This window comes from Streptomyces sp. NPDC005402 (genome assembly GCF_040606575.1).
Classification (GTDB): Bacteria; Actinomycetota; Actinomycetes; order Streptomycetales; family Streptomycetaceae; genus Streptomyces.
This window is the reverse complement of the sequence record NZ_JBEXFB010000010.1, coordinates 133,374-146,388: the sequence shown is the minus strand read 5'-3', so window position 1 is coordinate 146,388 and position 13,015 is coordinate 133,374. Positions and strand designations below refer to the sequence as shown.

Below are 13,015 nucleotides of genomic sequence, written 5' to 3'. Positions count from 1 at the left end.
GACCAGGCGGGCCTTGCCATGTCCGGGCAGCATGGAAGAGGATGCCCGGCGGGGACCGGGGCCCCGTGTCGGTAACGGCAGGGCGGACCGCTACCCGGAGTACACAACAGGAGACAGCGATGTCGTCCCATGAGGCTCAGGAATCGCAGGAGCCGGAGACCCCGCATCTCGCCCCGAAAATTGACTGGAGCCAAGGCACGACGCCGTACGAGGACTACGTCAAGGCGGACGTGCTCACCCACCTCCAGCAGACCCTCTCCGACGATCCCGGAGAGATGGTCTTCCTGGTCACGACCCAGGTCATGGAGCTGTGGTTCACCGTCATCGTGCACGAGTGGGAGACCGCGGCGGCCGCGCTGCGCGCCGACGACGTGCCCACGGCGGTCGCCGCGCTGAAGCGTTCCGTACGCGAGCTGGAGGCGCTGACCGCCTCCTGGAAGCCGCTCGGCCAGCTGACCCCGGCGCAGTTCAACTCCTACCGCTCCGCGCTCGGCGAGGGCTCCGGCTTCCAGTCGGCGATGTACCGCCGGATGGAGTTCCTGCTCGGCGACAAGTCCGCGTCCATGCTCGTCCCGCACCGGGGCGCGCCCCGCGTCCACGCCGAGCTGGAGAAGGCGCTGCACGAGCCGAGCCTGTACGACGAGGTGCTGAGGCTGCTGGCGCGGCGCGGGCACGCGATCCCGTCCGCTGTCCTGGACCGGGACGTGTCACGCCGGTACGAGCCGTCGGAGGAGATCGAGGCCGCCTGGACGGCCCTCTACTCCGGCCCCGAGAACGACGAACTCGCCCGCCTGGGTGAGGCGTTGACCGATGTCGCCGAGCTGGTGTGGCGCTGGCGCAACGACCATCTCGTCGCCACCCGCCGCGCGATGGGTTCCAAGGCAGGCACGGGCGGTTCCGCCGGGGTGGCCTGGCTGGAGAAGCGCGCGCAGAAGAACGTGTTCCCGGAGCTGTGGACGGCGCGCTCCCATGTCTGAACTCGCTTTCAAGGCACAGGAGTTGGACGCCGGTGATGAACTGGCGGGCGTGCGCTCCCGGTTCGTGCTCGATGACGTGGTGTATCTCGACGGGAACTCGCTGGGCGCGCTCCCGGCCGACGTCCCGGGGCGTGTCGAGGACGTCGTACGCCGCCAGTGGGGGTCGCTCAGGATCCGGTCCTGGGACGAGAGCGGCTGGTGGACGGCGCCCGAGCGGATCGGCGACCTGATCGCACCGCTGGTCGGGGCGGCGGCCGGGCAGATCGTGGTCGGCGACTCGACAAGTGTCAACGTCTTCAAGGCACTTGTGGGTGCGGTGCGGCTCACGGGCGGTCCGGCCGCCGGTCGTGACGAGGTGGTCGTCGACGCGACCACCTTCCCCACGGACGGGTACATCGCCGAGTCCGCGGCCCGGATGACGGGCTGCACCCTGCGGGCGGTGACCCCGGCGGAGGTGCCGGACGTGCTGAGCGGCCGTACGGCGGCCGTCCTGCTCAACCACGTCGACTACCGCACCGGGCGCCTGCACGACCTGCCCGCACTCACGGCTGCCGTGCACGCGGCGGGCGCGATCTCCGTCTGGGACCTGTGCCACAGCGCGGGCGCCCTGCCGGTCGGTCTCGACGCGCACGGCGTCGACCTCGCGGTCGGCTGCACCTACAAGTACCTGAACGGCGGCCCCGGTGCACCGGCGTACCTCTATGTGCGCCGCGAGCTCCAGGACCGCTTCGACTCCCCGCTGCCCGGCTGGAACTCCCATGTGGAGCCCTTCGGGATGCGGCCGTCGTACGAACCGGCGCCGGGCGCGCTGCGGGGCCGCGTCGGCACGCCCGACATCCTCTCCATGCTCGCCCTGGAGGCGGCCCTGGAGGTCTGGGACGGGGTGTCGGTCGAGGCGGTGCGCGCCAAGTCCCTCGCCCTGACGGACTTCTTCCTGGAGTGCGTCTCGTCGTACGTCGATGAGGGACGCGTCGAGTGCGTGACGCCCCTGGCGCACGGCGAGCGGGGCAGCCAGGTCGCGCTGCGCTGCGAGGACGCGGGCGAGGTGATGAAGCGGCTCGTCGAGCGGGGCGTGGTGGGCGACTTCCGGCACCCGGACGTGCTGCGGTTCGGGTTCACGCCGTTGTACGTCGGGTTCGCGGACGTGGAGCGGGCGGCACGGGTGCTGGCGGAGACGCTCGGGGGCGGTCCGGGGAGCGGGTTCTCCGGCTGAGTGGTTCGTGGTGGGGTCAGGCCGGGGTGAGGTACACGCCGGCCTGCGCCGCCGCCACCGCCGCGGCCGCCGCGCGTTCGGCGGCGGCCGGGTCGGGGGCCGTGCCGGTGGTGAGGAGGCCGTAGTAGAGGGGAGCCGACACCGCCCGTACGACGGTCGCCGGGTCCGTGCCGGCGGGGAGCTCCCCGCGCGCGACGCCCTCCGTCACGCAGGGGGCCCACTCGGCGACCCGTACGTCGTAGAAGTGCCGCAGCGCCTCGGCCGTCCGCGGGTCGCAGGCCGCCGCGGCGATGACCGCGCGGAACAGCGCGCCCTGCCGGGGGTCGGCGAGCGTGCGCTGGACCAGCGAGGCGTTCGCCCGCAGGTCGTCGTGGACCGAGCCGGTACGGGTGCGGGGCAGCGACTGCTCGGCCATGTCGGCGAGCAGGTCGGCGACCAGCGCGGTGACCGTCCCCCAGCGCCGGTACACGGTCGTCTTGCCGACCTCCGCGAGCCGGGCCACCTCCGCGAGATCGAGGCGGTCGAAACCCTGCTCGGCGAGCACGTCTCCGGCCGCCCGCAGCACGGCCGTACGGACACGGGCGGTACGCCCTCCGGGACGGACGGTGCCGGGTTCGGCGGACATGTCGGACTCCTCGGTGCGCTCGGGATCCGCGGCGGCGGACACCTCGCCAGCGTAACGAAACAGCAGGACCGTTTAACCCTCACCGAGCGTGACATCCGCGTGTCCGCGCACGTCATGGGCCTGATACCGTCCCGGCCAACGGCCGAATTCTCTTCCAGGATGCTTTCACGGTCCGTCAGATTCGTTTCGTAGCTGAGAGGTTGGAGCATGCCGGACGACGCCGTAGGCCGTGCCGCCGCAGAAGCCCGTGCCGCGGCCGAGGAGGAGTCGGCCTTCTCGCACCCGGCGGTCGACCCCGACGCCACCGCGGCATACGGCGACGACCCCGACCAGGTGATCGACTTCTACACCCCGCGCGTGGCGGTGTCCCCCGGGGGAGGTCTCGCGCCGCTGGTCGTCGTCCTGCACGGCGGGGCGTGGCGGGCGCCGTACGACCGGCGCCATGTGACACCGTTCGCCGACTTCCTGGCCCGGCGCGGGTTCGCGGTGGCCAACGTGGAGTACCGGCGCGGTGGGGTGTCGGTGCCTGCGCAGGGCGCGGCGGCCGGGGGCGGTGCGGATGGCGTGGGCGCGGGTGGTGGCGGCGCGGCCGGCGGCGGCGCGGTTGACGTCGTGCCGGTGGCCGGGCGCTGGCCCGAGACCTTCGACGACGTGGCCGCCGCGATGGACGCGCTTCCCGGGCTCGTGAGGGAGTTCCTCCCGCAAGGCGACCCGCGCCGCATGGTGGTCACCGGTCACTCCGCGGGCGGCCACCTCGCGCTGTGGGCCGCGGCCCGGCACCTCCTGCCGGCCGACGCCGCGTGGCGCATCGACCGGCCGGCACCCCTGCGCGGGGTCGTCGCCCTCGCCCCGATCGCCGACTTCACGGTCGCCGACAAGCTGGACGTGTGCGGCGGGGCGTGCCGTCAACTTCTGGGCAGCGGGGAGGAGTTCACCGCCCGCATGCCGTACGCCGACCCCGCCCTCCTGCTTCCCACCGGCATCGCGACCACCCTGGTCCAGGGCCGCACGGACACGGTCGTCCCGCAGGCGGTCGCCGAGGCGTACGCGGACGCGGCGGCCAAGGCGGGCGAGGTGGTGGGCCTGACACTGCTGGAGGACGTCGGCCACTTCCCCCTGATCGACCCGGCGGCGGACGCGTGCGCGGTGGTGGCGGAGGAGATCGCGCAGCTGGCGTGGTGACGTCGGAGGGGATCGCGCGGTTGGCGTGGTGACGTAGGAGGGGATCGTGCGGTTCCGGCGTCTGTACCGGGCCCTCCCGGCGTCCGTATCGGGCCCTTCCGGCGTCCTCGTTCCCCCCGGTGATACCCGTAATACCTGAGAGCTACGACGCCAAAGAGCTCCCTGGCGTGACGCGGACGACAGCCGCGGCTCCGTAACTTCCCCTGCAGACAAGCCCGATGGCCGGGCTCGTCCGGACGGGGAGGGACGAGGACTGTGGGGAGCAGCTGGAGGGGTGGGCGCCAGGGCCGCGGTGACGCGCGGCAGCACAGAGGAGACGACCGCGGGAAGCCCGCACACCGGCAAACCCGCCCGTGGCGCCGGGCCCTCCTCGCCACCCTCATCACCGCTGCGGTGGTGGTCCCTCTCTCCGCGGCCGCCCGCCCGGAGATCCCGTCCCCGCCACCCGCCACGCTCCCGAAGCCCACCGCCGCCACCCTCGACGGGATCTACGCCGCCAACAGCGCCAACGCCGCCGAGGCAGCCCGCGCGGCCGCGGCCCACGGCGACACCCACCGCGCCGCGGCGGACCGGGAGTTGGCCGCTCCCACCCGCCACCTGCTCACCTTCGACGGCCGGGGCCCCGGAAGAGCGACGGAGGTCTTCGGCGACCTCGCCCGCGCCGACCACGTGGCCGTCCTGGTCCCCGGCTCCGACACCTCCCTGGACACCTACGGCCGCTTCCGGGCGACGGCGACGGCATTGCGCCGGCAGCTCACCACCACCGCCCCGCACGGCACCCGGACCGCCGTGGTCGCCTGGCTCGGCTACCGCACCCCGGCCACCCTCAGCACCGCGGTCCTGACCACGAACAGGGCCGACGAAGCGGCCCCCCACCTGCGCGCGTTCATACGGCAACTCCACGGCGTCGTCGGCCCCGCCGCCACCATCTCCCTCGTCTGCCATTCCTACGGCACGGTGGTCTGCGCCAGGGCCGCCGCCCACCTGGACGTCGACGACCTGGCCCTCGTCGGCAGCCCCGGCACCGGCGCGGACACCGCCATGGCCCTGCACACCCCCGCCCGGATCTGGGCGGCCAGGGGCAAGGACGACTGGATCGCCGAGGTCCCCCACGTCAGGACGGGCCTCTTCGGTGTCACCGTCGGCTTCGGCACCGACCCGGTCTCCCCGGCGTTCGGCGCCCACCTCTTCGCCGCCGGAAAGGGCGGCCACAGCGACTACTTCAGCCCGGGCTCGGTCTCCCTGACCAACCTCGCCCGGATCGTCCTCGGAGACACCGCGGAGGTGACCCGTGCCTGACACCCACCACACCCGGGGCGGCGCACGCACCGGCATACGCCGGGGCGCGGACGGCATACGCCGGGGCGCCGACCGGATCCACGCGGCGACGCCTCTCGGGCGGGACCGGGCCGTCGACGCCCTGCGCGCCTTCGCGATCCTCGGCGTCGTCCTCGGCCACTGGCTGGTGACCGCCCTGGTCGCCGACGGCGGCGGCCTGCACACCGCGAGCCCGCTACAGCACATGCCGTGGCTGGCCCCGATCTCCTGGGCCTTCCAGACACTGGCCGTGTTCTTCCTGGTCGGCGGCCATGTGGCGACCCGCGGTTACGCCTCGGCACGCGAGCGCGGGACGACGTACCGGCAGTGGCTGACGAGCCGTCTGTCCCGGCTGTTCAAGCCGGTGGCCGCCGTCCTGGCCCTGTGGACGGTGGCGGCGACGGCCCTGCTGCTGACGGGCGCCCCGTTCGAGACGGTCCGCACCCTGGTCAGACTCGCCCTGTCCCCGATGTGGTTCCTGCTGGTCTTCAGCGCCCTGACGGCCGCGACCCCGCTGCTGCGGCGGCTGCACCCGCTGTGGCCGCTGGCCGTCGTCCTGCACGTGGACCTCGTCCGCTTCGGGCTGGGCGGGCCGGACTGGCTCGGCTGGGTGAACCTGGCGGCCGGCTGGCTGGTCCCCTACACCCTGGGTGCGGCCTGGACACGGGGCGAACTGGAGGGGCGGCGCGTGGGATGGGTCCTGCTCGGGGGCGGTGCGGTGGTGACCGCGGTGCTCGTCGGGTGGGCGGGGTATCCGGCGTCGATGGTCGGGGTGCCGGGCGCGTCGGTCTCCAACCTGAACCCGCCGACACTGGCCGCCGTCACCTTCGGCCTGGCCCAGTGCGGCCTGGCCCTGCTGCTGCGCGACCGGTTGCGCCGCGGTATGCGACGCCCCTTGGTCTGGGCGGCGGTGGCGCTGGTCAACCTCTCCGCGATGACGATCTTCCTGTGGCACCAGACGGCACTGATGGCCACCACGGCCACCGGTCTCGCCGTGGGCCGGCTGCCGGGCCTGCACACCGTTCCCGACGGACTGGGCTGGGTGGCGGCCCGGCTGGTCTGGCTCCCGGTGTTCGTCCTCGTCCTGGCGGTGTGCTGGTCGGCCTTCCGGTCCTTCGAGCAGGGGCCGCGCCGGGTCGGGGGCCGTCCGTCACGGGTGATCCGTGTCCACCGCCGTACCGAGCGGGCGGCAGCGAAGGAGGCCCGTCGTGCCTAGGGTGGTCGGTGTGAGGGAGACGGGGGCGGGGGTCCAGCAGGTGGTCGTGGGCCGTGTGCTGCGCTGGCTGCGGGTGCTGCGCGACGACCTGTGCACCCTCCGGGCCGATCCGCTGCCCCCGTCCGTCTGGCTGCGCTGGCTGGCGCACGGGGTGGTGTGCCTCGCGGCCCTGGTCATCGCGCTGGCCGGCACGGCGGAACTCATGGACGGCGGAGACCTGGGTTTCGGCCCGGCCTTTGCGATCGCTGTCACCCAGGGCGGTGCCACCGCGCTCGCGCTGTGGCGGCCCCTTCCGGCCTGGTGGCTGTCGATCGGGGCCACGGTGGTCGCGGCCGTCGCGCTGCACGGCAAGGTGAACCTGGCTGACGGGACCAGCTTCACCTGGCCCTGGACCGCGTCCGGGATCATCGCGCACCTCTTCGTGCTGCTGCTGGTCGGTCTGCGGGTGCCCACCCGGGTGTCCGCCGAGGTGCTGGCGATCACGGCGCTGGTCACCTATGCCCTCCAGGGTGTGTGGGGCGCGTCGAACTACCAGTCCACCGGGGTGGTCGCGGTCGCTCTCTCCGCGGTCGTCGTGCTGCTCGGCACAGCCCTGCGCGGCCGCCGCGAGGCCCGCGCCGAGCTCGGCCGGCAGACCACGCTCACCGAGGAGGAGCGCAACCGCCGCACCCTGCTGGAGGAGCGCAGCCGTATCGCCCGCGAACTGCACGACGTCGTCGCCCACCACATGTCCGTCATCTCGATCCAGGCACAGGTCGCCCCGCACCTCGTCGAGAACCCGTCCCAAGAGCTCCGGGAGAACCTCGACGGCATCCGGCAGAACGCGCTGGAGGCACTGACCGAGCTGCGCCGGGTCCTGGGCGTGCTGCGGGCCGCGGACCCGGACGCCCCGGACCCCGTCGAGCGGCCCGGCACCGGCACCGCCCCGCACACCCCGCAGCCCACCCTCGACCGGCTCGACGCGCTGGTGGAGAACACCCGGGCGGCCGGACTGAGCGTCCAGGTCGACGTACAGGGCGCCCGGCGGCCCCTGCCGTCCGGCGTGGAGCTGTCGGCGTACCGGATCGTGCAGGAGGCGCTGAGCAACGTCCTGCGCCACGCGCCCGGCTCGACCGCCTCCGTCAGGCTGGTCCACTACCTGCACGGGGTGGACGTGCGGATCGCCAACTCCCCTCCCACCCACAGGGCGGCAGCCTCACCCGGCGCGGGCCACGGACTGCTCGGCATGCGGGAGCGGGCCGCGATGCTCGGCGGAACACTGCGCGCCGGCCCCCGGCCCGACGGCGGTTACGAGGTGGCCGCGTATCTTCCGACGGCGCCCCCGGGCGGCCCCGACCAGGTCAGCGAATCCAAGGACGGCACCGCATGACGAGCAGCCCCATCCGCGTACTCATCGCCGACGACCAGCAGATGGTCCGGCAGGGCTTCAGCGTGCTGCTGAACGCCCAGCCCGGCATCGACGTGATCGGGCAGGCGGTCGACGGCCTGGACGCCGTCGCCAAGGTCGCCGAACTCGTCCCGGACGTCGTCCTGATGGACATCCGCATGCCCGAGCTGGGCGGCATCGAGGCCACCCGCCGCATCACGGGCGAGCGCCCGGAGATCAGGGTCCTGGTGCTGACCACCTTCGACCTGGACGAGTACGTCTACGAGGCGCTGCGGGCCGGCGCGTCCGGGTTCCTGCTCAAGGACGCCTCCGCGGAGCAGCTCGCCGAGGCCGTGCGGGTGGTGGCGGCCGGGGACGCGCTGCTCGCGCCCGGCATCACCCGGCGGCTGATCGCCGAGTTCTCCCGCCTCGGGGACCGGCCCCGTGGCCCGCTCAAGCGCCGGGTCGGCGAGCTGACCGAGCGGGAGACGGAGGTCCTCGCGCTGATCGCGCAGGGCCTGTCGAACGCGGAGATCGCCGAGCGGCTCGTGGTGGCCGAGCAGACCGTGAAGACCCATGTGGGCCGCATCCTGGTGAAGCTGGGCCTCAGGGACCGCACGCAGGCGGCGGTGTTCGCGTACGAGTCGGGGCTGGTGCGGCCCGCGGGGTACTGACCACCACCGCTGCGGACTGCGCGGTACCGACCACCCCCGGTACGGCCCTCGGCACACCGACCGCCCTCCCCGGACCCGTAGTACCTGAGAGGGATGACGAAGGACCCGTCTCACTGGTGACGACGGTGACGCCCGCCCCCACCTACCGTTTCGGATGTGACCGACACGACCGAGACACACATGACACTTCCGCAGTACGGCAGCGGCGAGTACGACGCGGACAAGCCCCGCAGCCCGGAGTTCAGGGCTGCTATGGACGCCCTGCGCGGCCTGCGGCACGACCTGCTCAGTGACGCATTCGCCTACCGGCTGCTGCCTCCCATGCGCGTCGACAAGGGGCTCTCCCGCCTGCTGTCCGGCCGGCTGCGGGAGTACGCGGTCTGGACACCCCACACGTTGATCACCGCAGCCGGACTGCTCGCGATGCTCATCGGCGCGGACAACAGCGGCCGCGGCGCGGTCACCAACCTCTTCGTCGGTGTGGCCGCCCTGGCCCCGATCCTGCTGACCATGGTGCGGCCGGTCATGGCCTTCTGGCTGTCGTTGGCCGCGACCGCGTTCACCTATCCGGTGGCTTTCGTCAACTCCTGGCAGCAGGACTGGCCATGGCTGCCGGGCAGCTTCGCCTGCCACCTCGTCGTGCTCACCGTGGTGGCCATGCGCACCAGGCCGCGTACGGCGGCCTGGATGTGGCTGCTGACCGGGGCCTACGGTCTGATATGGCAGGGCGCCCTCGGCGCCGATCACTACTACCGCTCCAACACCGCGGAGATGCTGTTCATCTCCGCCCTGATCCTGCTCGTCGTGAGCGTCTGGCACATACGCCGGGACGCCGTGCAGACGGTGACCGCCCAGCAGACGGTGACCGCCCACGAGCGCTCCCGCCGCACGCTCCTGGAGGAACGCACGACCATCGCCCGCGAGCTGCACGACGTGGTCGCCCACCACATGTCGGTCGTCGCCATCCAGGCGGAGGCCGCGCCCTACCGGGTGGAGAATCCGCCCCCGGAGCTGGAGAAGGCGTTCGCCACCATCCGGGAGAACGCGGTGGCGGCCCTGACCGAGCTGCGCCGCGTCCTGGGCGTGGTCCGCGCCGAGGACTACGAGGCGCCGGACGCCCCGCAGCCCACCCTCGCCGACCTGGACGCGCTGCTCGCCAATGTGCGGGACACCGGATTGAGCGTCGACAAGGCGCTGACCGGAGCGGTGCGTGAACTGCCGCAGGGGGTCGAGCTGTCGGCGTATCGCATCGTGCAGGAGGCGCTCAGCAACACCCTGCGTCACGCACCCGGCGCGAGCGCCCGGGTCGAGGTGTCGTATGTCCTCGGCGGCCTGGGCCTGCGCATAGTCAACGGCCCGCTGCCCTGGCCGTCGCTGGTGAAGCCCTCGCCCGGAGCGGGCCACGGCATCACCGGCATGCGGGAGCGGGTCTCCATGCTGAACGGCGAGATGACGGCGGGCCCCACGGACGAGGGAGGGTACGAGGTGACGGTGTTCCTGCCGGTGCCGCTCGGGGACGAGGGTGCGGCATGACGATCCGGGTCCTGGTCGCGGACGACCAGATGATGGTCCGCGAGGGCTTCTCGGTGCTGCTGAACGCGATGCCGGGCATCGAGGTGGTCGGTGAGGCCGTGAACGGCCGCGAGGCGGTGGACCGGGTCCGTGAACTCGCCCCCGACGTGGTCCTGATGGACATCCGGATGCCGGAGCTGAACGGCATCGAGGCGACCAGGGAGATCGTCGCGGCCGACGGCACGGCGAAGGTCCTGGTCCTGACGACCTTCGACCTCGACGAGTACGTGTACCAGGCCCTGCGCGCGGGAGCCTCGGGCTTCCTCCTCAAGGACGCCTCGGCCCGTCAACTCGCCGACGGAGTGCGGGTGGTGGCCTCAGGCGAGGCGCTCCTGGCACCCTCGGTCACCCGGCGTCTGATCACGGAGTTCGCCAAACTCTCCGAGTCCCCCCGCCTGATGGCCTCGGCCCACACGGCCTACGGCGACCTCACCGACCGCGAGACGGAAGTACTGGTCCTCATCGCCCAGGGCCTGTCGAACGCGGAGATCGCCGAGCGGTTGGTGGTGGCCGACTCGACGATCAAGACCCACGTCAGCCGCATCCTGGTGAAGCTGGGCCTCAGGGACCGCACCCAGGCGGCGGTGTTCGCGTACGAGGCGCGGCTGGTGACGCCCGGGTAGGGGTGCGGCCCTTGGTCTGGGCCCTGCACAAGGTCGAGGGTCAACCCGCGCTTCGGGCCCTGAGAGAACACCCCTGGTCACAAGCCCGCCTTTCGGGCTAGCGTCCCCGCATGGCAGCCTTCGATCCCTGGGACGCGGCGTTTCTCGCCGACCCGTACCCCGCCTACGCCGAGCTCCGCGCCGCAGGCCGTGTGCAGTACTACGAGCCCACGAACCAGTGGCTCGTCCCGCACCACGCGGACGTCTCCGCGCTGCTCAGGGACCGCAGGCTCGGGCGGACCTATCAGCACCGGTTCACGCACGACGACTTCGGGCGTACGGCACCGCCGGCGGAGCACGAGCCGTTCCACACGCTCAACGATCACGGGATGCTCGACCTGGAGCCGCCGGACCACACCCGGATCCGGCGTCTGGTGTCGAAGGCGTTCACGCCGCGCACGGTCGAGCAGCTGAGGCCGTATGTGACGGACCTGGCCGGTGAGCTGGTGGACCGGCTGGTCGCGGAGGGCGGCGGTGATCTGCTGACCGATGTCGCCGAGCCCCTCCCCGTGGCGGTGATCGCCGAGATGCTGGGGATCCCGGAGTCGGACCGGGCGCCGCTTCGGCCCTGGTCGGCGGACATCTGCGGGATGTACGAGCTGAACCCGCCGCAGGAGGTGGCGGCGCGGGCGGTACGGGCGTCGATCGAGTTCTCCGACTACCTCCGCGACCTGATCGCCGAGCGCCGCAAGGAGCCCGGGGACGACCTCGTCTCCGGTCTCATCGCCGCCCACGACGAGGGCGACCGGCTCACCGAGCAGGAGATGATCTCCACCTGCGTCCTGCTGCTCAACGCGGGCCACGAGGCCACTGTGAACGCCACGGTCAACGGCTGGTGGGCGCTGTTCCGCAACCCCGGCCAGCTGGCCGCCCTGCGCGCGGACCACTCCCTCGTCCCCCGGGCCGTCGAAGAGCTCATGCGCTACGACACCCCCCTCCAGCTCTTCGAACGCTGGGTCCTGGACGACATCGAGATCGACGGGACGACCATTCCGAGGGGCGCCGAGATCGCCCTGCTCTTCGGCTCCGCCAACCACGACCCCGAGGTGTTCCGCGACCCCGAGCGCCTCGACCTCACCCGCACCGACAATCCGCACATCTCCTTCAGCGCCGGCATCCACTACTGCATCGGCGCCCCCCTGGCCCGTATCGAGCTGGCCGCCTCCATGACGGCCCTGCTGGAGAAGGCTCCGACGCTGACCCTGGCGGCGGAGCCGGAGCGCAAGCCGAACTTCGTGATCCGGGGGCTGGAGGGACTGCGCGTCCACATCGCCCAGGGGCAGTGACCGCAACCGGCGGGAGGTGGGTGCACGGACGCAACGGGTGTTACTCAGGCCGCAGTTGAGTACGCGTGCTCATACTCGCGGCTCGCCGCGCGACCAGTATGGAACCACGGCGCCGACGAGAGCGCCGAGGGGATCCAACTGAACCTGTGGGGGAATTTCTCATGTCGCGTCGTATCGCCGTTTCCGTTGCTGCCGGTGTCGTCGTCCTCGGAGGTGCCGGTGCCTTCGCCCTCGCCTATGCCGGGGACCAGTCGCCCGCGCTGGCGCACAGCTCGGCCCGTTACACCGCTCCCGCCGCCGGCCACGACGGCTCGTTGACCTTCACCACCGATGTCACGGCGTCCTCCGAGGTCAAGAGCGTGAAGGTGCTGGCCTGGCCGGCGAGCTCGTCCTTCGCGAAGAAGGGGCTGACGGTCAAGGACATGGGCGCCGTCGAGTCGGCCGTCTGCAAGCCCTCGGGCGGGGACAGCGAGCGGTGCACCTACAAGGTGCCCGTCACCCGTGCCGATGCCGAGGGCTCCCCGCGGGGTCTGTGGCACGTGGCCGTCCTGGTCACCGCCAAGGACGGTGACACGACCCTGGACACCAAGGCGGCCGACTTCACGGTGGCCTGATCCGGACGCACCGCGCTCTCGGCTCGGGTCACTCCGCGGTGGGCCGTCGCCGGCCCACCAGCCGCACCAGCACGGTGAGGACCAGGAGCGGCACGAAGGCTCCGCCCAGCACCACGAACGGCAGCTCGGTGAGCAGCACCGTGGGGTCCATGCCCTCGTTCTCGAAACCACTGCCCAGGTGGCGCCGGGTGCGGGGCGCGGACAGCCACAGCAGGGGGGCCGCTGTCGCCCCCGCCGCCGACAGCGCACAGCCCATGCAGGTCACCAGGTCCGCTCTCCGCTTCATGCCGGAAGGGACGCCTGTGCCCGGG

13 protein-coding genes are annotated in these 13,015 nt (G+C 72.5%); 11 read left to right on the top strand and 2 right to left on the bottom strand.

Features of this window, described 5'->3' with window-relative positions:
- Positions 1 to 119 precede the first annotated feature (119 nt).
- Both ABZT02_RS21035 and kynU read left to right on the top strand, forming a co-directional pair.
- Positions 120 to 977, top strand: a complete 858-nt coding sequence (locus ABZT02_RS21035; RefSeq protein ID WP_356019479.1) for a tryptophan 2,3-dioxygenase family protein — start codon at positions 120 to 122, stop codon at positions 975 to 977.
- On the top strand, positions 970 to 2,190 hold the full coding sequence (gene kynU / locus ABZT02_RS21030) for a kynureninase (protein WP_356019478.1): 1,221 nt from the start codon (positions 970 to 972) through the stop codon (positions 2,188 to 2,190). The genes ABZT02_RS21035 and kynU overlap by 8 nt, the downstream gene beginning before the upstream one ends.
- A 16-nt stretch (positions 2,191 to 2,206) precedes the next feature.
- Here the strand turns inward: kynU and ABZT02_RS21025 are convergent, their stop codons facing one another.
- Complete coding sequence (locus ABZT02_RS21025) at positions 2,207 to 2,815, bottom strand: TetR/AcrR family transcriptional regulator (protein ID WP_356019655.1); 609 nt, start codon at positions 2,813 to 2,815, stop codon at positions 2,207 to 2,209.
- Positions 2,816 to 3,022: 207 nt separating this feature from the next.
- Here ABZT02_RS21025 and ABZT02_RS21020 point away from each other — a divergent pair, with 207 nt between their 5' ends.
- The 9 genes from ABZT02_RS21020 (at position 3,023) to ABZT02_RS20980 (ending at position 12,704) form a co-directional block, all read left to right on the top strand.
- Positions 3,023 to 3,997, top strand: a complete 975-nt coding sequence (locus ABZT02_RS21020; RefSeq protein ID WP_356019477.1) for an alpha/beta hydrolase — start codon at positions 3,023 to 3,025, stop codon at positions 3,995 to 3,997.
- Between the two features lie 393 nt (positions 3,998 to 4,390).
- A complete protein-coding gene (locus ABZT02_RS21015; protein WP_356019476.1) occupies positions 4,391 to 5,296 on the top strand; it encodes an alpha/beta hydrolase in 906 nt (301 codons plus the stop codon).
- Positions 5,289 to 6,530, top strand: a complete 1,242-nt coding sequence (locus tag ABZT02_RS21010; RefSeq protein WP_356019475.1) for an acyltransferase — start codon at positions 5,289 to 5,291, stop codon at positions 6,528 to 6,530. The genes ABZT02_RS21015 and ABZT02_RS21010 overlap by 8 nt, the downstream gene beginning before the upstream one ends.
- A 10-nt stretch (positions 6,531 to 6,540) precedes the next feature.
- A complete protein-coding gene (locus ABZT02_RS21005) occupies positions 6,541 to 7,899 on the top strand; it encodes a histidine kinase (protein ID WP_356019474.1) in 1,359 nt (452 codons plus the stop codon).
- On the top strand, positions 7,896 to 8,570 hold the full coding sequence (locus ABZT02_RS21000; protein WP_356019473.1) for a response regulator transcription factor: 675 nt from the start codon (positions 7,896 to 7,898) through the stop codon (positions 8,568 to 8,570). Before ABZT02_RS21005 ends, ABZT02_RS21000 begins: the two co-directional genes overlap by 4 nt.
- 180 nt (positions 8,571 to 8,750) lie before the next feature.
- Positions 8,751 to 10,103 (top strand): histidine kinase, encoded by a 1,353-nt coding sequence (locus tag ABZT02_RS20995; RefSeq protein WP_356019654.1) that lies wholly within the window; start codon positions 8,751 to 8,753, stop codon positions 10,101 to 10,103.
- Entirely contained in the window at positions 10,100 to 10,765 is a 666-nt protein-coding gene (locus tag ABZT02_RS20990) for a response regulator transcription factor (RefSeq protein WP_356019472.1), read from the top strand. Before ABZT02_RS20995 ends, ABZT02_RS20990 begins: the two co-directional genes overlap by 4 nt.
- Before the next feature lie 110 nt (positions 10,766 to 10,875).
- The gene (locus ABZT02_RS20985; RefSeq protein ID WP_356019471.1) at positions 10,876 to 12,090 is read left to right on the top strand and encodes a cytochrome P450; all 1,215 of its coding nucleotides are present in this window, start codon (positions 10,876 to 10,878) and stop codon (positions 12,088 to 12,090) included.
- 161 nt (positions 12,091 to 12,251) lie between these two features.
- Positions 12,252 to 12,704, top strand: a complete 453-nt coding sequence (locus ABZT02_RS20980; protein WP_356019470.1) for a DUF5707 domain-containing protein — start codon at positions 12,252 to 12,254, stop codon at positions 12,702 to 12,704.
- Positions 12,705 to 12,732: 28 nt separating this feature from the next.
- Here the strand turns inward: ABZT02_RS20980 and ABZT02_RS20975 are convergent, their stop codons facing one another.
- The gene (locus ABZT02_RS20975) at positions 12,733 to 12,990 is read right to left on the bottom strand and encodes a hypothetical protein (protein WP_356019469.1); all 258 of its coding nucleotides are present in this window, start codon (positions 12,988 to 12,990) and stop codon (positions 12,733 to 12,735) included.
- Between the last annotated feature and the right edge of the window lie 25 nt (positions 12,991 to 13,015).

Bases quoted from the DNA above. Each gene is read 5' to 3' on its own strand.
- ABZT02_RS21035 (WP_356019479.1), top strand. From the start codon at position 120: ATGTCGTCCCATGAGGCTCAGGAATCGCAGGAGCCGGAGACCCCGCAT.
- kynU (WP_356019478.1), top strand. From the start codon at position 970: ATGTCTGAACTCGCTTTCAAGGCACAGGAGTTGGACGCCGGTGATGAA.
- ABZT02_RS21025 (WP_356019655.1), bottom strand. From the start codon at position 2,815: ATGTCCGCCGAACCCGGCACCGTCCGTCCCGGAGGGCGTACCGCCCGT.
- ABZT02_RS21020 (WP_356019477.1), top strand. From the start codon at position 3,023: ATGCCGGACGACGCCGTAGGCCGTGCCGCCGCAGAAGCCCGTGCCGCG.
- ABZT02_RS21000 (WP_356019473.1), top strand. From the start codon at position 7,896: ATGACGAGCAGCCCCATCCGCGTACTCATCGCCGACGACCAGCAGATG.
- ABZT02_RS20995 (WP_356019654.1), top strand. From the start codon at position 8,751: ATGACACTTCCGCAGTACGGCAGCGGCGAGTACGACGCGGACAAGCCC.
- ABZT02_RS20990 (WP_356019472.1), top strand. From the start codon at position 10,100: ATGACGATCCGGGTCCTGGTCGCGGACGACCAGATGATGGTCCGCGAG.
- ABZT02_RS20985 (WP_356019471.1), top strand. From the start codon at position 10,876: ATGGCAGCCTTCGATCCCTGGGACGCGGCGTTTCTCGCCGACCCGTAC.
- ABZT02_RS20980 (WP_356019470.1), top strand. From the start codon at position 12,252: ATGTCGCGTCGTATCGCCGTTTCCGTTGCTGCCGGTGTCGTCGTCCTC.
- ABZT02_RS20975 (WP_356019469.1), bottom strand. From the start codon at position 12,990: ATGAAGCGGAGAGCGGACCTGGTGACCTGCATGGGCTGTGCGCTGTCG.